Consider the following 19946-nt stretch of genomic DNA (forward strand, 5'->3'; position numbering starts at 1 on the left):
TGCCGCACCGCAGGCGTTTCATGAAGGCGGAAAACCCTCGCGCGCACCCGCAAACAGCATTTTTAGCATCAAACAGGCCAATTGCGCAGGCTGCACAAGCGTTAGCAGCTATTAATCCAGTAGCAAAATACCGAATTCCCTGTATGCCGCGATGGCCCGTCAAAGGGATACCGCTTTAATGCGAATGCCGTGGCACTTCGGCACCCCGGCAACCCACCAGAAAATCAAAATCACAGCCTTCGTCGGCCTGCAGCACGCGGTCGATATACAGCTGCTGGTAACCGCTCTTGGGCGGCCCGGCCTGCAGCGTCTGCCGGGCTTGCCTGTCGGCGTGACGCTGCGCCATATCGGCATCGCTCACTTCCAGATTTAGCGTGCCCGCATGGCTGTCCAGCGCAATCCAGTCGCCCTCCTGCACAATGGCCAGCGGCCCGCCGGCTGCCGCTTCGGGCGCGACATGCAGCACCACCGTGCCGTAGGCCGTGCCGCTCATGCGGGCGTCCGAGATGCGCACCATGTCGGTGATGCCCTGCGCCAGCAATTTCGGCGGCAGGCCCATGTTGCCGACTTCCGCCATGCCGGGATAGCCCTTGGGTCCGCAGTTCTTCAGCACCATCACCGAGTCAGCATCAACTTCCAGCGCCGGGTCGTTGATGCGCGCCTTGTAGTGGTCGAAATCCTCGAACACGACGGCTTTGCCACGGTGCTTCATCAGCGCAGGCGTGGCCGCCGACGGCTTCAGCACGGCACCGCGCGGCGCGAGGTTGCCGCGCAGGATGCACATGCTGCCGTCAGCCACAAGCGGCTTGTCGAGCGGACGGATCACTTCGTCGTTGTAGATGGGCGCGTCCAGCACGTTGTCCCAGATCGACTTTCCATTCACGGTCAGCGCGTCCTTGTGCGGCAGCAGACCGCCCTCGCCCATCCGGCGCAGCACGCCCGGCAGGCCGCCGGCGTAATAAAACTCTTCCATCAGGAAACGACCGGATGGCTGCAAATCAACAATCGTGGGCGTGCCCTTGCCAATGTTCGTCCAGTCTTCCAGTTCCAGCGGCACGCCAATGCGACCGGCAATGGCTTTGAGGTGAATCACGGCATTGGTCGAGCCGCCGATGGCCGCATTGACGCGAATCGCGTTTTCAAAAGCTTCGCGCGTCAGCACTTTTGAAAGCTTCAGGTCTTCCCAGACCATGTCAACAATGCGCATGCCCGACAGATGCGCCAGCACGTAGCGGCGCGCATCGACCGCTGGAATCGCCGCGTTGTGCGGCAGCGACGTGCCCAGCGCTTCGGCCATGCAGGCCATCGTGGACGCCGTGCCCATGGTGTTGCAGGTGCCGGCCGATCGCGACATGCCGGCTTCGGCCGACATGAACTGGTTCAGCGTGATTTTTCCGGCCTTGACGGCTTCATGCAGCTGCCAGACCGCTGTGCCCGAACCGATGTCGCGGCCTTCGTGCTTGCCGTTGAGCATCGGGCCGCCGGTGACGACGATGGTCGGAATGTCGCAGCTGGCCGCGCCCATCAGCAGCGCCGGCGTGGTCTTGTCGCAGCCGACCAGCAGCACGACCGCATCCATCGGGTTACCGCGAATCGACTCCTCCACATCCATGCTGGCCAGATTGCGCGTCAGCATTGCCGTAGGGCGCAGGTTCGATTCACCGTTGGAAAACACCGGAAATTCCACCGGAAAGCCGCCGGCCTCGGAAATGCCGCGCTTCACATGCTCGGCAATCTTGCGGAAGTGGGCGTTGCACGGCGTCAGTTCAGACCAGGTGTTGCAGATGCCGATGATGGGTTTGCCCTGGAATTCATGGTCGGGAATGCCCTGATTCTTCATCCAGCTGCGGTACATGAAGCCGTTTTTGTCAGCTGAGCCGAACCAGGCGGCAGACCGTAAAGTACGTTTTGGCGTGTTGGACATCTTGTCGCTTTCCATCGGATAGTGAGTGGGTGCCCGCGCATGGTAGAAGCCCGAAGCATGCAAAACAAATGAAGAAATTTGCGTTAGCCATACAATTTTTTGTATCACTCAACAAAATTGGCAACCGCAGGAAATGCGTTGCCACGGCCACGACAAGCCCGATATGAACACACTCGACGCAGCGCGACGCACACGAACCCGGCTCAAAACGCGCCAGATGTTTTTGCTGGTCGCGCTCGACGAGGCGCGCAACCTGCACCAGGCCGCCACGGCAATGAACATGAGCCAGCCTGCGGCCTCCAAAATGCTCAAAGACATTGAAGAGCTTTTCGGCGTCTCGTTTTTCGAACGCCTGCCCCGGGGCGTCAGCCCGACGCTCTATGGCGAGACGATGATCCGCCATGTCCGCATGGCGCTGGACAGCCTGTCGCAAGGCCAGGATTCGATTGTCACCTTGCAGGCCGGTTTGTCAGGCCAGGTGGATATTGGCGTCATCATCACGGCGTCGATGACGCTGGTTCCGCAGGCCATCGCGCGCGCCAAGGAAGAAGCGCCCAGGCTTTGCATCGGCGTCGAGATGGGCACCAGCCATGAGCTGATGCGCCAGCTTCAGCGCGGTCAGCTCGATTTTCTGATTGCCCGCATCCTGGTGCAAAACGATGAACCGGACTTGTTGTATGAAGCGTTGTCAGAGGAAACCGAATGCGCCGTGGCACGCGCCGGCCACCCGCTGTTGGGGCGCACCGACCTCAGCTTGCAGGATCTGGCCGCTGCCAGCTGGATACTGTCGCCGCGCGGCAGCATCCTGCGGCACCGGTTTGACATGATGTTTCGCGCAGCAGACATTGGCATGCCTTCGAACGTGGTCGAAACCACTGCCATCTCGGTCATTACCAGCCTGCTGCTGCAAACCGATTTCCTGCATGTGATGCCGCTGGAAGTGGCGCGGGCTTTCGTGCAGTCCGGCGAACTGGCGATTCTGCCGATTGAACTGCCATGCAGGATGGACAGCTTTGGCATCATTTTGCGGCGCGACCATGTGCTGTCGCCGGGCGCCAGCCTGCTGTTGAAACATGTGCGCGCCACAGCGGCAGAACTGTATTCGGTGGCCGGCGGCCGGTAAATTCCAGCGCCCGATCGCGTGGCTAGGCCAGGGGGCTCGGCTACACTTGCCCCGTCAGGAGAGAGTTTTCCCCGAGAAAACCGCCGAAGGCGCATGTGCCACCCCCAATGGTGGACTGAACGCTCAGGCAAAAGGACTGGCAACCGCCCCTAGGCCATCAGCTGCCTGGGGCGTTCCCAACTGGAGAGAGGCCGCGTTCAAGGCGGTCCACCGAAGGAGCAACCCTGCATCGCCAGGCGAATCTCTCAGGTAAAGTGGACAGAAGGGGCAGCCCGTGGCGTTTGGCCATGGATTCATGTTTGCCCCCCGGAGAACGCCATGTCCCACGAACCGTCTGCCGCCCCTGCCCCTTTGCTCAACACGCCGCTGCACGACCTGCATGTGGAACTCGGCGCACGCATGGTGCCGTTTGCCGGCTATTCCATGCCGGTGCAATACCCGGCCGGCCTGATGGCCGAGCACCTGCAGACCCGCAGCAGCGCCGGCCTGTTCGACGTGTCGCACATGGGCCAGCTTCGGCTCGTCGGGCCGGAGGCCGCCGCCGCTTTTGAAAGCCTGATGCCGGTCGATGTGATTGACCTGCCAGCGGGCAAGCAGCGCTACGGCCTGCTGCTCAATGACGAAGGCGGCATCATTGACGACCTGATGTTCTTCAACCGCGATGTGGCCAACGGTGGCGACATTTTCATCATCGTCAACGGCGCGTGCAAGGCAGGCGACATCGCGCATATCCAGAACAAGATCGGCAGCCGCTGCGAAGTCATTCCCATGCCCGACATGGCGCTGCTGGCGCTGCAGGGACCGCAGGCGGTCACGGCCCTGCAGCGGCTGGCGCCCGGCGTTGAAAAACTTGTTTTCATGACCGGAGGCCACTTCACCGTGGCGGGCTGCGACTGCTTCATCACCCGCAGCGGCTACACCGGCGAAGACGGTTTCGAGATTTCAGTGCCCGCCACGCAGGCCGACACCCTGGCCAGAGCCCTGCTGGTCCAGCCCGAGGTCAAACCCGTCGGCCTGGGCGCACGCAACTCGCTGCGGCTGGAAGCCGGTCTGTGTCTGTACGGCAACGACATCGACACCACGACCACGCCGGTCGAGGCCAGCCTGAACTGGGCGATTCAAAAAGTTCGTCGCACCGGCGGTGCGCGGGCCGGCGGCTTTCCGGGCGCGGACAAAATCCTGTCCCAGCTTGCCGATCCGGCCAGCCTCACCCGCAAGCGCGTGGCGCTGATGGCCAGCGCGCGCGTTCCGGTGCGCGAACCGGCCATGCTGGAAAACATGGACGGCCAGGTCATCGGCCAGGTCACCAGCGGCCTGCTCAGCCCCACGCTGAACCAGCCGGTTGCGCTGGCGTATGTGCATCCCGACTATGCCCTGGTCGGCACCGAACTGTTTGCCATGGTGCGTGGCAAGCCCGTGCCCATGAAGGTCGCGACCACGCCTTTTGTTCCTGCCCGCTATTACCGCGGCTGATTTATTCTTTCTTTTTCATACAACCTCCCGGAGAAACCGCATGACCGTCAAATACACCGAAGACCACGAATGGCTCAAGACGGAGGGTGACATTGCCACCGTCGGCATCACGGTTCATGCGCAGGATGCGCTGGGCGATGTGGTGTTTGTCGAACTGCCCGAAGTCGGCACCACCTTCGCCCAGAAAGACACCGCCGGCGTCGTCGAGTCAGTCAAGGCTGCAGCCGATGTGTACATGCCCGTCAGCGGTGAAGTGGTCGAGGTGAACGAAGCCCTGCGCGACGATCCGTCGCTGGCCAACTCCGACCCCCTGGGCGCCGGCTGGTTCTTCAAGGTCAAGCTGTCCGACCCGTCGCAGCTCGACGCCCTGATGGACGAAACCAGCTACACCGCCTTTTCTGCCGCCTGAATTTTTCTTCAAAGACTGACACGGAATCCTGACATGCTGATGCCATCTGCCACGCCGCTGGGCGCGCTTGAAAATCCTTCCGAATTCATTGCCCGGCACATCGGCATTGACGAGGCGGATGAAGTCCACATGCTCGGCGTGGTCGGCTCGGCTTCACGCCGGGCGCTGATCGACGGCATCGTGCCGCCCTCGATTGCCCGCAGCAGCGCCATGGCGATTCCGCCACCGGTTTCCGAAGCGGCCGCGCTCAAGCAGCTCAAGGCCATGGCCGCCAAGAACCAGGTGTTCAAGAGCTTTATCGGCCAGGGCTATTACGGCACCTACACGCCCGGCGTCATCCTGCGCAACGTGCTGGAAAACCCCGCCTGGTACACCGCCTACACGCCTTACCAGGCCGAGATTTCGCAGGGGCGCATGGAAGCGCTGATCAACTTCCAGACCATGGTGTGCGACCTGACCGGCATGCCGATGGCCAATGCGTCCATGCTCGACGAAGCCACCGCCGCCGCCGAGGCCATGACGCTGGCCAAGCGCAGCGTGAAAAGCAAAAGCAATGTGTTCATCGTCGCCGGCGACTGCCATCCGCAAACCATCGAAGTCATCCAGACGCGCGCCCGGCCGCTGGGCATCGAGGTCAAGGTCAGCAGCCTGTCGGCTACCCTGCCGCAGTTGATGGCGCAGGGCGACTACTTCGGCGTGCTGGCCCAGTACCCGGCCACCAGCGGCACCATTCACGACCTGCGGCCACTGGCCGGACTGGCGCATGCCAATGGCGCGGCCCTGTGCGTAGCCGCCGACCTGCTGGCGCTGACGCTGCTTCAGCCCCCCGGCGAATGGGATGCCGACATCGTGCTCGGCAGCACCCAGCGCTTTGGCATGCCCATGGGCAATGGCGGCCCGCATGCCGCCTACCTGGCCTGCCGCGACGAATTCAAGCGCTCGCTGCCCGGCCGACTGGTCGGCGTGAGCGTCGATACCCATGGCCATCCGACCTACCGGCTGGCGCTGCAAACGCGTGAACAGCACATCCGCCGTGAAAAGGCCACATCCAATATCTGCACGGCGCAGGTGCTGCCGGCCGTGATGGCCAGCATGTACGCCGTCTACCACGGCCCGCAAGGCTTGACGCGGATTGCCCAGCGCGTGGCCACCTACACGGCGATCTTTGTGCATGGCCTGCGCCAGATGGGCTATGAGATTACGAACAAGGGCGCCTTTGATTCGGTCACCGTCAAAACCGGTGATGCTACTAATTCAATAGCTGAACGTGCACGCCAGTCCTGCGCAAACCTTAGATTTCGTCTGAAAAATCACCTGGGCGTGTCGCTCGACGAGACCACCAGCCGCTCGGACATCGAACTGCTCTGGTCCTTCTTCGCCAAGCCCGGCCAGACCGTGCCGGTGGTGAGCAGCTTCGAGCAAGGCATCGACACCCTGATTCCTTCCGAGCTGCGCCGGACCAGCGAGTTTTTGACGCATCCGGTGTTCAACACCCACCACAGCGAAACCAGCATGCTTCGCTACATCCGCAAGCTGAGCGACAAGGATCTGTCGCTGGACCGCAGCATGATTCCGCTGGGCAGTTGCACCATGAAGCTCAACGCCACCAGCGAGATGATTCCCATCACCTGGCCCGAGTTTGCCAACATCCATCCATTCGCGCCGCCCGAGCAGTTGCGCGGCTATGCCGAACTCGACCAGCAATTGCGCGACTGGCTGTGCCAGGCCACAGGCTACGCCGGCATCAGCCTGCAGCCCAACGCCGGCTCGCAGGGCGAATATGCAGGCCTGCTGGTCATCAAGGCGTATCTGGAGGCGAACGGCCAGGGCCACCGCAACATCTGCCTGATTCCCTCGTCAGCCCACGGCACCAACCCGGCCAGTGCCCAGATGGCCGGCATGACGGTGGTCGTCACGGCCTGCGATGCACAGGGCAATGTGGACATGGCCGACCTGAAGGCCAAGTGCGAAAAGCACAGTGAAAAATTAGCCTGCGTGATGATCACCTACCCGAGCACCCACGGCGTGTTCGAGACGCAGGTCAAGGAACTCTGCCAGCTGGTGCATTCGCACGGCGGCCGGGTCTATGTCGATGGCGCGAACATGAATGCGCTGGTCGGCACTGCCGCGCCGGGCGAGTTCGGTGGCGACGTCAGCCACCTCAATTTGCACAAGACCTTCTGCATTCCGCATGGCGGCGGCGGCCCCGGCGTCGGTCCGGTCTGCGTGGTAGCCGACCTGGTGCCCTACCTGCCCGGCCATGCCACGGCGGGGATTCATGTCAACGGCGTGGGAGCTATTTCGGCCGCGCCGCTGGGCAATGCAGCGGTGCTTCCGATCAGCTGGATGTACTGCCGCATGATGGGGCCTGAAGGCTTGAAGCAGGCGACCGAAGTGGCGATTTTGAGCGCCAACTACATCAGCGCCAGCCTGAAAGACCATTACCCGACGCTGTATGCCAGTGAAAACGGCCATGTTGCGCACGAGTGCATCCTGGACCTGCGCCCGCTCAAGGAAACCAGCGGCGTGACCGCCGAAGACGTGGCCAAGCGGCTGATGGACTACGGTTTTCATGCACCAACGCTGAGCTTTCCGGTGCCCGGCACCTTGATGGTCGAGCCCACCGAAAGCGAAACCCTGGCCGAACTGGACCGCTTCATCCACGCCATGATCGCCATTCGCGAAGAGATTCGCCAGGTTGAAACCGGCCACTGGCCGCAGGACAACAACCCGCTCAAGCACGCACCGCATACCGCAGCCAGCCTGCTGGCCGCCGACTGGGACCGGCCGTATTCACGCGAAACCGGCGCCTTCCCGCTGGCCAGCCTGAAGGCGGTGAAATACTGGCCTCCGGTGGGCCGGGTGGACAATGTTTATGGCGACCGCAATTTGTCATGCAGCTGCATTCCGGTAGCGGACTACGCCTGAACCTCGCCGCTGGCGCACCCGAATTCCTCCCTCTACCTCCGGGAGAGGGCTGGGGTGAGGGCCAGCGGTGGCGGCAACTGCAAACCCATTTGAACCTCTCCAACACACTCACAAAACCCCATGAAATCAACACTCTGCCTGCTCGCCATTACCGCTTTCGCCACCAGCGCCTTCGCCGTGGCACCGCCTGAAACCCTGCCCTCGGGCGTGAAGATCGTGCATACCGTCGATGGCACGGGCGCCCAGCCCAAGGCGTCGGACACCGTCAAGGTGCATTACCGGGGCACGCTGGCGGACGGCAAGGAATTTGACAGCTCGATCAAGCGAGGCCAGCCCGCATCCTTCCCGCTGAACCGCGTGGTGCCATGCTGGACCGAAGGCATGCAAAAGATCAAGGTCGGCGGCAAGGCAACGCTGACCTGCCCGCCGGCCACCGCCTATGGTGATCGCGGCGCAGGCAATGCGGTGCCGCCGAACGCCACGCTGACGTTTGAAGTCGAGCTGCTGGCGATCGAAAAATAAGCCGCTTGCGGCCTACAAGTGCGCATTCAGTGCGGCCAGCAGCGCGGCATTGAATGCGTCAGCCCGCTCGAACTGAACCCAGTGCCCTGACGCGTCAACCAGCGTCAGCGCCGTGAAACCGGGCGCCAGCCGCAGCACCGGCGCCAAGCGCTCGATTTTTCCCCGATACAGCGCATCTTCACGGCCGTAGATGGCATGCACCGGGCATTTCACTTGCGCCAGTGACCGGGCGAGCACGTCGGTTCGCGACAAGCTGCGCCCTTTCATCCGGTCACGCAACACGTTCGCCACATGCAGGCGCAAGGCCAGTTCGGTGATGGACTCCTGGTGAAGCAGCATCAGCGCGGCCAGGTTGCGGCGGTGCACCGCATCGCGCTGGGCGGGCTCCGCCAGGTGTCGCCAGGCATTGAGACGGATGGCTTTTTCCGGCGCAATACCGAGCCCCGGCGCGCCCACCAGCACCAGGCGCGCCACCCGCGCGGCAAACTGCTCGGCGATAAAACCGGCCACCATGCCGCCAAATGAAAAGCCGACCAAGTCGCAGGCCGCATTGCCCAACAGGCTTTGCAGCCCTTGCTCCACGGGACCGGGAAGCGCATCGGCGTCCGTCCCGTCCAGAGGTGCGGCAGACTCGCCAAAACCCGGCAAATCAGGCACCAGCACCCAGCGCCCGGAATCGACCAGCGCGCCAATGTTGCGCAGCCAGTGCATCCAGCTGCCGCTGCCGCCATGCAGCAACACCACTGGTGCCAAGGCGGGATCGCAAAGGTCTTTCCCCCAAAGATGCCAGACCAAAGTGCCCGTTCCACAAGGGGTTTCCATGCGGGTTGCGGTTTTCAGGAGCGCTTGCGCCTCCAGCGGTAATTGAACAGTGGATTCAGGCGTCATCGTCTGTTGATACCTTCGCGCCGAAACATGACCGGGGCATCAATCGAACAGGCTGTCAAAACCGCCGACAGGCTCAAAGCGCTTGTTGCCGGCGTGGTAATACAGCCGCGTCGGCCCGGGCATCGCCAGCTCGCGCACCGAGTGGCGCGCATCGCCCGGGTAACAAATCACCCGTCCTTCCTGCAGATCAAACGGCTCGGGGAGGATCAACGGCGGCAGGCGGCTGCGTGCCTGCATCATCACGCTGTCCACACTGGCGTGGCGCGCCAGGTGGGCCAGGCTCATGATTTGCGGCGGCGCCAGTGCGATCTGGCCGGCCCAGTACTGCTGCAGCGCGGTGCGGGGCGCAAGCCAGATGCTTTCGGTGGTTTCATGGTTGTCGTGAACCGCCACCTGCCCGGCGGGCACGGCGGATACAAAAAACCGGGTGTCGAAGCGCTTGTTCATGACCGATGGCGAAGTCGGCGTGATCCAGCGCGTCCAGGGCACCAGAGTTCGGGTCTGCAGGCGCAGCGCCATTTGCGCCAGCATGGCATTGAACCCATGGCCTTCGCGCAACAGCGCGGCCGCCCGGGCACAGTCAACGCCCTGGCTTTCAATGCCTTGGGCCATCAGTACGCCCGACTCTTCAAACGCTTCGCGCAAGGCCGCCACATACAGCCCGCCCGCCGTGCGTTCGCTGATGTCGGCCTCGTTCAGTCCGGCATGCAGCGCCTGCAATGGCTGGTCCAGATGCGCGGCCATGTCCAGTTCGGCGTCAAGCGCATCGACCTTGCCGCCCGGAAAGACATAGGCGCCGCCCAGCACGTCGGACAAGGCATGGCGTTTCATCAGGAACACCTCCAGGCCTGCAGCGCCATCGCGCAGCATGACCACCGTGGCAGCCGGGCGCAAGGGTGTGGTGACAATTTCCAGATTCAATTCCATCGTCTGCTTTCAGGGAGATGCCGCGCGGTCCAGTCCGTGCGGCCAGGCTGCAGAGGCTACCAGAGTCGCCGCAGTCCCTTCCCCCATCTCAAGCGTGACAGGCACCGAGCGGGAATTGGATCGCGGGAATCCACTCAGGCATGGAAAAAAGCATCAAATCAGCCTCTTGCGCTTTCTGCATCTACACAATCAGCTATTGATTCAATAGCAAATCCCTGGACAACCGTACTTACAGGTCCAGCACCAGCCGCGCCGACCTGGAGCGCGAGCAGCAGGGCGTGAACTGGTCATTGGCGACCTGCTCCTCGGGGGTAAGGTAAAAATCCTTGTGGTCGGGAATGCCCTCGATCACCCGCGTCAGGCAGGTGCCGCACACGCCTTGCTCGCAGGACACCTGCACGTCCACGCCGGCCTCGGCCAGGGCTTGCACCACCGTCTTGTCCTGGGGCACCACCACGACCTGGCCGGAACTGGCGATCTGCACTTCAAAGCTGGTGTCGGTGCTTGACGCCGTGACCGCACCGGCAAAGAATTCGTAATGCAGCTGGTCTTCGGGCCAGCCCTGGGCGCGCGCCGAGTTCAGCACCGCATCCATGAACCCCCTGGGCCCGCAGACGTACAGGTGCACACCTTCGGCTGGCGCGGCCAGCAGCGCGGCAATGTCCAGCTTCTGTTCGGCAGCCCCGTCGTCGAAATGAAAATGCACCCTGGGCGCAAAGCCGGCATTGGCAATGCGCTGACGAAACGCCGTGCGCTCGGGCGAGCGCGTGCAGTAATGCATCTCGAAATCGGCGCCGGTGTGGGCCAGCCGCTCGGCCATGCACAGGAGGGGCGTGACGCCGATGCCGCCGGCCAGCAGCAGGTGACGGCTGGCCTGGTGGGCCAGCGCAAAGTGGTTGGCCGGCGCACTGATCTGCAGCAACTGGCCTTCGTGCACCTGGTCATGCATGACCACGGAGCCGCCGCGCGACGCCGGGTCGCGCAGTACACCGAGCAGGTAGCGGTGGCTTTCGGCGGCGTCATTGCACAGCGAATACTGCCGGGTCAGACCGCCGGGCAGGTGCACATCGACATGCGAGCCGGCCGAAAACCCGGGCAGCGGGCAGCCGTCTTCGGCCACCAGCTCGAAGGTCGCGATGTCGACCGCCTCCTGCTGCTTGCGGGACACCCGCACGGGAATCGTTGGGAGTTGATGGCTCATGCTGGCTCCTTATGCAGCGGCCGTGGCGCTGCCGGCCATGCCGTCCGGCGTATTCGGGGAGGCGCTGACCGGCGCGGCGCGGCCCGCCTGCTCGTCGGCCATGATGCGGTCCAGAATCTTGCGCGACTGTACGCCGCCGGCATCGATGTTGAGCTTGAGCAGGCCCCGGTCAGGATGGTCGAGCAGGTTGCGCTGCTGCAGTTGCAGCATTTCCAGGTCCTCGCTGAAAATTTTGGCCTGGCCTTCGCGGATGCTGGCGGTCAGTGCCTTGTCCCCGGGGTTGAAGTGGCGCGCCATGCCCCAGAAGTACCAGATCGATGTTTCGGTCTCGGGCGTGATGAAGTCCACCACGATGCTGTAGGCCTTGCAGTCGGACGGCGCGTCGTAGCCACCCTTGCCAGCATGGGCAACGCCGACTTCGATCATCACATGGCTGGGCGGCGTGAAGCGGCAGATCTGCCAGCGGTCCACCGGCACATCGTCGGCCAGGTGGTTGCCGCGCAGGGCCAGCTTCCAGAACGGCGGGGGCTCGATGTTTTCCATGAAGCGGCTGGTCACCACCTCGTCGCCATTGACCACTGTCTTGCACGGCACCTCGTCGATTTCCTTCTGGCCGATGCTGCCCGAATGCACATAGGTCTCGTGCGTCAGGTCCATCAGGTTGTCGATCATCAGCCGGTAGTCGCAGGCAATGTGGAACATGCCGCCGCCATAGGCCCACTCGGGGTTGTCATGCCAGTGCTGGGCTGGAATTTTCGCCGGGTCGGCCAGCGCGGCATCGCCCGGCCAGACCCAGATGAAGCCATAACGCTCTTCTACGGAATAGCTGCGGATGGCCGGAAAACCGCGCACGCGCTGGCCCGGCATGGCAATGGTCTTGCCTTCGCAGCCCATTTCCAGGCCATGGTAGCCGCAGACCAGCCGGCCTTCGCGCACGAAGCCCAGCGACAGGGGCGCGCCGCGGTGCGGGCAGAAGTCTTCCAGCGCCGCCACGCGGCCTTCTTCGCCACGGTAGAAAACGATGCGTTCGCCGCAGACCTTGCGGCCCAGCGGCTTGTCGTCAATGTCCTGGGGCATGCAGGCGACATACCAGGTGTTTTTCGGGAACATGATGAGTGACCTTTCTGTGAAGGGAGCAACCGGCCCTGTCAGGCTGCCGGTTGCAGTTGGAAATGAATACAAGTTCTGTCAGAGCGGCACGGCCCGGGCCACGCCCAGCAGTCGGTCCAGCAACTCGGGCTGGCCCTGCAAGTCCTCGGCGCTGCCGCTGTGCACCACCGTGCCATGGTCCAGCACCACGGCTCGGTGGCTGATGGCCAGGATGGCCTGCGGATGCTGCTCGACAATGATGGCGCTCAGCCCTTCCTCGCGGGTGATGCGGGCAATGGCGCGCAGCAGTTCCTCGACGATGATGGGCGCCAGGCCTTCGAGCGGCTCGTCGAGCAGCAGCAGTTTGGGGTTCAGCACCAAGGCACGGCCAACGGCCAGCATCTGCTGCTCGCCACCCGACAGCTGCGTGCCGAGGTTGGTCTTGCGTTCGGCCAGGCGCGGGAACATCTTGTAGACCCCGTCCGGGTTCCACTTGCCGGGACGGGCCACGGCCGTCAGGTTTTCATGCACCGTGAGCGACTTGAAGATGTTGCGCTCCTGCGGCACCCAGCCAATGCCGGCCCCGGCGCGCTGGAATGACGCCAGCTTGTGCAGGGCCACACCGCCCAGCATGATGCTGCCGCCATGCTGGCGCGTCGCACCCGCCAGCGTGTTGATCAGCGTGGTCTTGCCGGTGCCGTTGCGCCCCAGCAAGGCCAGCGTCTGGCCTTCGTCCAGGCTGAGCGACACATCCTGCAGCACGACGGCTTCGCCGTAACCGGCGCGCAGGTTCTCGACTTTCAACAGCTCAGCCATGAAATTTACCCCCCAGGCTTGTCACTTCGTGGGCTGCGCTGCCCCCCGGGGGGGCGTGGGCGCCTTGGGGCGGCCCGGCTTCGCCAGCCTCCTCGCCATGCCCCAGATACACCGCCTTGACCTGCGGATCGTTGGCAATCTGCTCGGGCGTGCCCTCGGTCAACAAGGTGCCGTTGACCAGCACCGTCATGAAATTCGCAAAGCTGAACACCAGGTCCATGTCGTGCTCGATCAGCAGCACCGACACATCGGCCGGCAGCGCGGCCACGGTTTGCAGCAGTTCCTCGCGCTCGCCGGCGGGCACCCCGGCCACCGGCTCGTCGAGCAGCAGCACGCGCGGCTCGCAAGCCAGCGCAATCGCAATTTCCAGCAGGCGGCGCTTGCCGTAGGCCAGCACATGGGTTGGCTGGTCCATCACCTCGGCCAGGTGAAACTGCGCCAGCAACTGCTTGCAGCGTTCGGCCACCTGCGGGTTGCGGCCCAGCGGCTGCCACCACTTCGTGCCCAGTCCCAGGTGCTGCGACACCGTCAGCGCCAGGGTCTGCAGTGGGGTGAGCGAATCGAACAGCTGGTTGATCTGGAAGGTGCGGACCATGCCGCGCTGCACGCGCTGGTTCGGCGCTAGGTGGGTGATGTCCTGCCCTTCCAGCACGATGCGGCCTTCGGTCGGCTGCAGCACGCCGGTCAGCAAATTGATGAGCGTGGTCTTGCCGGCGCCGTTGGGGCCGATCAAGGCATGGCGCGCGCCTTTCTTGAGGTTCAGCGTGACGTTGTTGGTGGCGGTGATGCCGCCAAAGCGCATCACCAGGCCTTGTGCGGACAGCACGGTGTCGGCATCGGGGCGATGGATTGCTTCTTGCGTGCTCATGCCTTGTCTCCGCTTGACGCCCGCCTGAACCAGGTCCACGGGCGCATCAGCCGGTCGCGGCCGACCAGCACCAGCACCACCAGGAACAGGCCGATCCAGAACGTCCAGTATTGCGGCGTGATGGACGCCAAAACATCCTGCAGCAGCTTGAACACAATGGCCCCCAGCACGCCGCCATACAGCCAGCCGGTGCCGCCAATCACCAGGATCAGCATCACGTCGGCCGAGCGGTGAAACTCGAACAGGTCGAGCGAGGCAAACCCGGTGGTCTGTGTGAGCAAGGCCCCGGCAGCACCGGCCACCCCGGCGGCCAGTGTGTACACCATGGCCAGCTTGGCATTGACCGGAATGCCGATGGCCATAGCCCGCAGCCGATTGTCGCGAATCGCCTTGAGCGTGGCGCCGAAGGGCGAATGCACCACCCGGCGCATCAACAGGAACAGCACCAGCAGCACCGTCATCGAATAGTAGGCCGCCGTGATGCCGTACAGGTCGAATTCGAATCTGCCCAGTACCGGTCCCATCACCACGCCCTGCAGGCCGTCGGCGCCGCCGGTCAGCCAGTCCAGCTTGTTGGCCAGCTCCAGCAGAATCAGGCCGACGCCCAGCGTGACCATCAGCCGAGTCAGGTCGCTGCCGCGCATGATGGAAAAAGAGGCAATAAATCCCATCAGCGTGGCCACGGCCATGCCAAACAGCAGCCCGACCAGCGGGTCGGGCATGACCAGCTTGGCAAACAGCGCGGCAGCATAGCCGCCCAGGCCGAAGAAAGCCGCATGGCCGAGCGAGACGATGCCGGTGTAGCCGAGGATCAAATCCAGCGACACCGCAAACAGCCCGACGATGGCGATTTCGTTGATGATCAAGGCATGGCTGGGCGACAGCACCGGCGCGGCAAAGGCCAGCAGCCACAGCACCGGCTCCCAGGGCCTGAAGCGGCTGCCTTTGAGCAGCGATTGTTGTTGGGCGTTCATGTCACTTGCCTCCCTTGCGCACAAAGAGGCCTTGCGGGCGCCAGATCAGAATCGCGATCATCAGGCTGTACACAATGAAGGCGCCCAGCTTGGGGATGTAGTACTTGCCCGCCACGTCGGCAATGCCCAGCAGCAGCGCGGCCAGCAGCGGCCCGGTGATGGACGAGGTGCCGCCCACCGCCACGACGATCAAAAAGTACACCATGAACTTGAGCGGAAAGCTCGGGTCCAGCCCCAGTACTTCAGCACCCAGCGCGCCGCCCAGGCCGGCCAGTCCGGAGCCCACGGCGAAGGTCGACAGGAACACGATGTTGACATTGATGCCCAGCCCGGCAGCCACCCGCTGGTCATCGACCGATGCACGCAACCGGCTGCCAAAGCGCGTGTGGCCCAGCACATACTGCAGCGCCACGGTCAGCGCCGCACACACCGCGATGATGAACAGCCGGTAGTGACCCATGCCCAGCGTCCAGGCGCCGCTGCCCAGTTCGGTGCGGCCCTTGAGCCATTCGGGCAACTGCATGATCTGCTGCGTCGAGCCGATGAAGTAGTCCACGCTGGCCACCGCCATGAACACCAGGCCGATGGAAAACAGCACCTGGTCCAGGTGCGGCTTGTGGTACATGGGCCGGTACAGCGTGCGCTCCAGCACGCCGCCCAGCAGCGCCGAGCCCAGGAAGGCCAGTGGCAGGCACAGCAAAAATGGCACGCCGAATCGCTGCATCAGCAGCACCGTGATGTAGCCGCCGGCCATGGCAAAGGCGCCATGCGCCAGATTGATGAAGTTCATCAGCCCCATGGTGACCGCCAGGCCCACCGCCAGGATGAAAAGCAGCATGCCGTAGGCAATGCCGTCGAAAAGAATGGTCAGCATCGGGAAGGGAGTAAGGAAAATGCCAAAAGAACGCCCAGAGCCTGCCAGGAAAGCCGGCAGGCCCTGGGCCGCGTCCGGTTTACTTGGCCTTGCCGGGGTCCTTGACGTCCTTGATCACGTCAAATTCGATGTTGTAGAGCTGGCCGTCCTTCTTCTCGACCTTGCGCAGGTAGATGTCCTGCACCACGTCGCGCGTCTGCGCATCAATGAACATCTTGCCGCGCGGACTTTCGAAAATCTGGCCCTTCATGGCGGCCAGCAGCGCATCGCCGCCGCCCTGGCCCTTGGTCGCCTTCAGCGCCTCATAGATGACGCGCATGCCGTCATAGCCGCCCACGGCCATGAAGTTGGGCCGCAGGCCCTTGTTGGCCTTGGTGAATTCCTCGACAAACTTCTTGTTCAGCGCCGACGGATGCGCAGCCGAATAGTGGTGCGAGGTGACCACGCCCACCGCCACGTCGCCCATGTCGTTCAACTGGTCGTCGTCGGTCACGTCGCCGGTGCCGATCAGCCGGATGCCGGCCTTGTCCAGGCCGCGCTCGGCAAACTGTTTCATCACCGCCGCGCCCGCGCCCGACGGCACGAAGACAAACAGCGCGTCGGGCTTGATGTCGCGAACCTTTTGCAGGAAGGGCGCAAAGTCGGGTCCGCGCAGTGGCACCCGCAGCGCTTCAACCACCTGCCCGCCATTGAAGGTCAGGCGTTCCTTGAAATACTTCTCTGCATCGATGCCGGGGCCGTAGTCGGACACCAGCGTGACGACCTTCTTGATGCCGTTCTTCGGCGCCCAGTCGGCCAGCGCGACCGCCGCCTGCGGCAGCGTGAAACTGGTACGCACGATATAGGGCGAGGCCTGCGTGATGCTCGACGTGGCCGCTGCCATCACCACCATGGGCGTCTTGGACTGGGTGGCAATCGGCGCGGTGGCCATGGCCGACGGCGTGATGCCAAAGCCGGCCAGCACATTGACCTTGTCATTCACCACCAGTTCCTGTGCCAGCCGGCGTGTCGCGTCGGGCAGCGAGGTGTCGTCCTTGATGATCAGCTCGATCTTCTTGCCGGCCACGGTGTCGCCGTGCTGCGCCATGTACAGGCGGGCAGCGGCCTCGATCTGGCGGCCGGTGGTGGCCTGCTGGCCGGTCATGGGCAGGATCAAGCCGATCTTGAAGGTGTTGTCCTGCGCCATGGCGCCGGTCGCGGTGAGCGACACGGCAGCCAGGGCAATGGCGTGAAGGAAAAAGCGCTTTTGCATGGTTGACTCCGGAAGGATAAAAAAAAGGCTGACTGATTGTTTTTCGGTTTGACTGGAATAAAGAAGGGGCTTTCACGCACGCCAGTCGTTCGGGTTTCGCCTTCGTATCAGCTGTACGCCAGGCACTTGATTCTGGCCCGGGTGGCGAACGGCTTCACGCAGGTTTCGCTGCGCCAGCTTGGAATGCTCGCGCATGATGGCTTCGGCGCGGGTGCCTTCATGGTTTTCAATCGCATCGAGCACCTGGCAGTGCTGGTCCTGCGCTACCACGAGCCGGTCCCTGGCTTTGGACGAGTTGTCCTTCATGATCACAAAGCCCGACACGAAGCCCGAAGGCGAGGCAAATGGCAGGCTGGCGACCCGCTCCAGTTCGCGGCTCATGAAAGGGCTTCCCGACAGTTCGCCGATCAGGTTGTGGAATTTTTCGTTCAGTACCACATAGCGCGCAAAAGCGTCGTCGTTGAGCGTCGGTCCCCGCAGCAGGATGTCGATCTGCGCCAGACAGGCGCGCGCTTCGGCCAGCACCACCGCAGGCGCACCGCGCTCGGCGGCCAGCCGCGCCGCCATGCCTTCGATGGTGCCGCGCAGCTCGATGGCATCGGACACGTCCCGTTCGGTGAAGGTTCGCACCGCATAGCCGCCGTTGGGCAGGGCCTGCAGCAGCCCTTCCTGCTCCAGCCGCATCAGCGCGGCGCGAATCGGCGTTCGCGAAATGCCAATCTTTTCGACGATGGCCAGTTCGGCGATGCGCGCGCCACCGGGCAACTCACCGGCCAGGATCAGCTCCCGTAGCCTGAGCTGGGCCTTGACCACCTGCGAGCTGCCTTCTTCAGGCAGCTCGGGGATCAGGTTTTCAAAAGGAGTGAGGCGATTCATGGATACACACTGTATACATTAGCCGCGCTAAATCAAATAAAAATAGCCAAAATTAGGGTATGTACTGACTAAATTGTATTCAATACATCTAAAGTTCAGCACATTTTCGTATTCACATCTGGAAAAATAACCGCTACCCCCTGAGGCCCGGGCGGCTGACCCGTAGCCTTGAAAAGGCCGCTTGCTCAGGTGGTTTCCAGCGCCAGCACGGCGCTGGCTGTGTTGGAAATGGGAATCTGGTAATTGCCGGTAAAGGGCCTGCTCGACAAGCTGCGCGCCATCATCAGCCAGCCGCTGTTTGTTGGAAACGGCCAGGCATCGCGGCTACGGCGAGTGCGGAGGAACTGGCCGGCCAGGCGCGAGAGCTGCTGCGCCAGTTGCAGCGCTTTGCGCAGTCGGGCAAATTCGATCCGGACCGCTGTTGCGCGCTGCTCACCATTTCTGGAGGGTGTTGCCTTCAGTTTCGAGGCCTCCCCTATTCCTTGTCCACCCGGCCGCGCAAGGCCTTGGTGGCCGAACGCTGGCCCTTGCCTTCAAGGCGGCGCTGTTGGGAACCATAGGTGGGCTTGGTGGCGCGCCGGGCTTTGGGCGGATTGGACACGCCGTCGATCACCTGCTGCAGGCGCGCCAGCGCATCGGCGCGGTTCATTTCCTGGGTGCGGTGCTGCTGCGCCTTGAGCACCAGCACGCCTTCCTGGGTGATCCGGCTGTCGCTCAATGCCAGCAGGCGCTCCTTGATCTCGTCTGGCAGCGACGAGGCCTTGATGTCAAAACGCAGATGTACGGCGCTGGATACCTTGTTGACGTTTTGCCCGCCTGCACCTTGGGCGCGAATGGCGCTGAGCTCGACATCGCGCTCAGCGACCAGAAACTTGTGAATCACGGGCATACAGGTTTTTTTCCGGTGGTCAGGTCAATGCCTGGACGGCGACGGTCTGGCCGCTGACGATCGAGCGCCGCAGGGCTTCGGCGGTGCGCAAGCTTTGCATGGCATCGGCCACGGTGATTATCGGCGCCGCCTGAGCGGCGATCATCTCGGATCGAGCCGTACCGCCGCACGCCGTTGCCTGCTGACGCTGAAACACCTGGACTATGCAGCCACCGACAGCAAGCGGTTCTGGCTGACGACGCGCGTGCTGCGACTGGACCAGTCTTACCTTGAATCGGCGCGGCTGCCGTGCATCTTGCAGCCCTTCCTGCAACGCGTCACTGCCGGCACGCAGGAAAGCGCCCATGTCAGCGTGATGGACGGCGACGAGATTTTTTAGATCGCCCGCTACGGCAGCAACCGGGCCATGCGCACCGGCTACGTGCTGGGCTCGCGGGTGCAGGCGCAGGTGACCGCTGCTGGCCTTTTGCTGCTGGCATTGCGCAAGCCGCCCTGGCTGGAGCAGTGGCTGAGCAGCCACGACCTGCACGCCTACACATCCTGCACCATCGCCAGCAAGGACCGGCTGCGCGTCGAACTGTCACGGGTGCGATGGCATGGCAGGGCCATTTTGGACCAGCAGATAGAGCTCAATTACCGATGCATTGCCGTGCTGCTCCGCGACCGGCATGGCGAACTGGTTGGCGCGTTGAGTGTCACCATGCACATGGACCACGAGTCCAGCGAGGACGCCTTGACCCGCGTGCTGTCGGCGCTCAGCGAAACGGCGCAGGCGATGCGGCAACTGATCTGATGGTTGCAGCCTGAATTGCTATTTTATTGAGCCAATTGCACAATTCTGCGTCATAGGTTCAGAAGACTGGTTTTTCGTAAAAGCCAAGCTGGATGCGATCGAACTGAAGAGTTTTTCGAT

Annotated in this window: 18 protein-coding genes, 1 pseudogene and 2 riboswitches; of the genes and pseudogenes, 6 read left to right on the forward strand and 13 right to left on the reverse strand. The window is 63.2% G+C overall.

All coding sequences use genetic code 11. The annotated features are described in order from the left end of the window. Window positions 1-175: 175 nt before the first annotated feature. A complete protein-coding gene (locus tag GZ092_RS17705; protein ID WP_293638336.1) occupies window positions 176-1924 on the reverse strand; it encodes an IlvD/Edd family dehydratase in 1749 nt (582 codons plus the stop codon). A gap of 163 nt (window positions 1925-2087) precedes the next feature. Between GZ092_RS17705 and GZ092_RS17710 the strand changes: the two genes are divergently transcribed. The 5 genes from GZ092_RS17710 to GZ092_RS17730 all read left to right on the forward strand — a co-directional run bounded on the left by GZ092_RS17710 (window position 2088) and on the right by GZ092_RS17730 (window position 8379). Then, window positions 2088-3047, forward strand: coding sequence for a LysR family transcriptional regulator (locus GZ092_RS17710; protein ID WP_293638337.1), 960 nt, complete (start codon window positions 2088-2090; stop codon window positions 3045-3047). Window positions 3048-3092: 45 nt separating this feature from the next. Then, window positions 3093-3196: riboswitch (glycine riboswitch) on the forward strand. 21 nt (window positions 3197-3217) lie between these two features. Beyond that, a riboswitch (glycine riboswitch) is annotated at window positions 3218-3319 on the forward strand. A 46-nt stretch (window positions 3320-3365) separates the two neighbouring features. Continuing rightward, the gene (gcvT, locus tag GZ092_RS17715) at window positions 3366-4520 is read left to right on the forward strand and encodes a glycine cleavage system aminomethyltransferase GcvT (RefSeq protein WP_293638338.1); all 1155 of its coding nucleotides are present in this window, start codon (window positions 3366-3368) and stop codon (window positions 4518-4520) included. A gap of 40 nt (window positions 4521-4560) precedes the next feature. After that, complete coding sequence (gcvH, locus tag GZ092_RS17720; protein WP_293638339.1) at window positions 4561-4929, forward strand: glycine cleavage system protein GcvH; 369 nt, start codon at window positions 4561-4563, stop codon at window positions 4927-4929. Between the two features lie 33 nt (window positions 4930-4962). Next, complete coding sequence (gcvP, locus tag GZ092_RS17725; protein ID WP_293638340.1) at window positions 4963-7857, forward strand: aminomethyl-transferring glycine dehydrogenase; 2895 nt, start codon at window positions 4963-4965, stop codon at window positions 7855-7857. A 120-nt stretch (window positions 7858-7977) separates the two neighbouring features. Further along, entirely contained in the window at window positions 7978-8379 is a 402-nt protein-coding gene (locus GZ092_RS17730) for an FKBP-type peptidyl-prolyl cis-trans isomerase (protein WP_293638341.1), read from the forward strand. Between the two features lie 12 nt (window positions 8380-8391). Here GZ092_RS17730 and GZ092_RS17735 read toward each other — a convergent pair whose 3' ends face one another. The 12 genes from GZ092_RS17735 to GZ092_RS17790 form a co-directional block, all read right to left on the reverse strand. After that, entirely contained in the window at window positions 8392-9267 is an 876-nt protein-coding gene (locus tag GZ092_RS17735) for an alpha/beta fold hydrolase (protein ID WP_293638342.1), read from the reverse strand. Between the two features lie 39 nt (window positions 9268-9306). Then, window positions 9307-10194, reverse strand: coding sequence for an NUDIX hydrolase (locus GZ092_RS17740; RefSeq protein ID WP_293638343.1), 888 nt, complete (start codon window positions 10192-10194; stop codon window positions 9307-9309). Between the two features lie 229 nt (window positions 10195-10423). After that, window positions 10424-11395, reverse strand: coding sequence for a PDR/VanB family oxidoreductase (locus GZ092_RS17745; protein WP_293638344.1), 972 nt, complete (start codon window positions 11393-11395; stop codon window positions 10424-10426). A gap of 9 nt (window positions 11396-11404) precedes the next feature. Beyond that, window positions 11405-12505: an aromatic ring-hydroxylating dioxygenase subunit alpha gene (locus GZ092_RS17750; RefSeq protein WP_293638345.1), complete on the reverse strand. Its 1101-nt coding sequence runs from the start codon at window positions 12503-12505 to the stop codon at window positions 11405-11407. 78 nt (window positions 12506-12583) lie between these two features. Further along, the gene (locus GZ092_RS17755) at window positions 12584-13300 is read right to left on the reverse strand and encodes an ABC transporter ATP-binding protein (RefSeq protein ID WP_293638346.1); all 717 of its coding nucleotides are present in this window, start codon (window positions 13298-13300) and stop codon (window positions 12584-12586) included. After that, a complete protein-coding gene (locus GZ092_RS17760; protein ID WP_293638347.1) occupies window positions 13293-14168 on the reverse strand; it encodes an ABC transporter ATP-binding protein in 876 nt (291 codons plus the stop codon). Before GZ092_RS17760 ends, GZ092_RS17755 begins: the two co-directional genes overlap by 8 nt. Beyond that, entirely contained in the window at window positions 14165-15142 is a 978-nt protein-coding gene (locus tag GZ092_RS17765) for a branched-chain amino acid ABC transporter permease (RefSeq protein ID WP_293638348.1), read from the reverse strand. Before GZ092_RS17765 ends, GZ092_RS17760 begins: the two co-directional genes overlap by 4 nt. A gap of 1 nt (window position 15143) precedes the next feature. Beyond that, window positions 15144-16016 (reverse strand): branched-chain amino acid ABC transporter permease, encoded by an 873-nt coding sequence (locus GZ092_RS17770; protein WP_293638349.1) that lies wholly within the window; start codon window positions 16014-16016, stop codon window positions 15144-15146. Window positions 16017-16095: 79 nt separating this feature from the next. Next, a complete protein-coding gene (locus GZ092_RS17775; RefSeq protein ID WP_293638350.1) occupies window positions 16096-17268 on the reverse strand; it encodes an ABC transporter substrate-binding protein in 1173 nt (390 codons plus the stop codon). 72 nt (window positions 17269-17340) lie between these two features. Further along, the gene (locus GZ092_RS17780) at window positions 17341-18144 is read right to left on the reverse strand and encodes a GntR family transcriptional regulator (RefSeq protein WP_293638351.1); all 804 of its coding nucleotides are present in this window, start codon (window positions 18142-18144) and stop codon (window positions 17341-17343) included. A 475-nt stretch (window positions 18145-18619) separates the two neighbouring features. Then, entirely contained in the window at window positions 18620-19033 is a 414-nt protein-coding gene (gene arfB, locus GZ092_RS17785) for an alternative ribosome rescue aminoacyl-tRNA hydrolase ArfB (RefSeq protein ID WP_293638352.1), read from the reverse strand. Window positions 19034-19052: 19 nt separating this feature from the next. Then, window positions 19053-19178, reverse strand: a complete 126-nt coding sequence (locus tag GZ092_RS17790; RefSeq protein WP_293638354.1) for a hypothetical protein — start codon at window positions 19176-19178, stop codon at window positions 19053-19055. 3 nt (window positions 19179-19181) lie between these two features. Between GZ092_RS17790 and GZ092_RS17795 the strand changes: the two are divergent. Next, a pseudogene (locus GZ092_RS17795) lies at window positions 19182-19826 on the forward strand (IclR family transcriptional regulator C-terminal domain-containing protein); the annotation flags it as partial. Between the last annotated feature and the right edge of the window lie 120 nt (window positions 19827-19946).

This window comes from Polaromonas sp. (assembly GCF_010365105.1).
Taxonomy (GTDB): domain Bacteria; phylum Pseudomonadota; class Gammaproteobacteria; order Burkholderiales; family Burkholderiaceae_C; genus Polaromonas.

Bases quoted from the DNA above. Each gene is read 5' to 3' on its own strand.
- GZ092_RS17765 (WP_293638348.1), bottom strand. From the start codon at position 15,142: ATGAACGCCCAACAACAATCGCTGCTCAAAGGCAGCCGCTTCAGGCCC.
- arfB (WP_293638352.1), bottom strand. From the start codon at position 19,033: ATGCCCGTGATTCACAAGTTTCTGGTCGCTGAGCGCGATGTCGAGCTC.
- GZ092_RS17735 (WP_293638342.1), bottom strand. From the start codon at position 9,267: ATGACGCCTGAATCCACTGTTCAATTACCGCTGGAGGCGCAAGCGCTC.
- GZ092_RS17730 (WP_293638341.1), top strand. From the start codon at position 7,978: ATGAAATCAACACTCTGCCTGCTCGCCATTACCGCTTTCGCCACCAGC.
- GZ092_RS17770 (WP_293638349.1), bottom strand. From the start codon at position 16,016: ATGCTGACCATTCTTTTCGACGGCATTGCCTACGGCATGCTGCTTTTC.
- GZ092_RS17755 (WP_293638346.1), bottom strand. From the start codon at position 13,300: ATGGCTGAGCTGTTGAAAGTCGAGAACCTGCGCGCCGGTTACGGCGAA.
- GZ092_RS17760 (WP_293638347.1), bottom strand. From the start codon at position 14,168: ATGAGCACGCAAGAAGCAATCCATCGCCCCGATGCCGACACCGTGCTG.
- gcvP (WP_293638340.1), top strand. From the start codon at position 4,963: ATGCTGATGCCATCTGCCACGCCGCTGGGCGCGCTTGAAAATCCTTCC.
- GZ092_RS17705 (WP_293638336.1), bottom strand. From the start codon at position 1,924: ATGTCCAACACGCCAAAACGTACTTTACGGTCTGCCGCCTGGTTCGGC.
- GZ092_RS17780 (WP_293638351.1), bottom strand. From the start codon at position 18,144: ATGAATCGCCTCACTCCTTTTGAAAACCTGATCCCCGAGCTGCCTGAA.
- gcvH (WP_293638339.1), top strand. From the start codon at position 4,561: ATGACCGTCAAATACACCGAAGACCACGAATGGCTCAAGACGGAGGGT.
- GZ092_RS17710 (WP_293638337.1), top strand. From the start codon at position 2,088: ATGAACACACTCGACGCAGCGCGACGCACACGAACCCGGCTCAAAACG.
- gcvT (WP_293638338.1), top strand. From the start codon at position 3,366: ATGTCCCACGAACCGTCTGCCGCCCCTGCCCCTTTGCTCAACACGCCG.
- GZ092_RS17740 (WP_293638343.1), bottom strand. From the start codon at position 10,194: ATGGAATTGAATCTGGAAATTGTCACCACACCCTTGCGCCCGGCTGCC.
- GZ092_RS17750 (WP_293638345.1), bottom strand. From the start codon at position 12,505: ATGTTCCCGAAAAACACCTGGTATGTCGCCTGCATGCCCCAGGACATT.
- GZ092_RS17790 (WP_293638354.1), bottom strand. From the start codon at position 19,178: ATGATCGCCGCTCAGGCGGCGCCGATAATCACCGTGGCCGATGCCATG.
- GZ092_RS17775 (WP_293638350.1), bottom strand. From the start codon at position 17,268: ATGCAAAAGCGCTTTTTCCTTCACGCCATTGCCCTGGCTGCCGTGTCG.
- GZ092_RS17745 (WP_293638344.1), bottom strand. From the start codon at position 11,395: ATGAGCCATCAACTCCCAACGATTCCCGTGCGGGTGTCCCGCAAGCAG.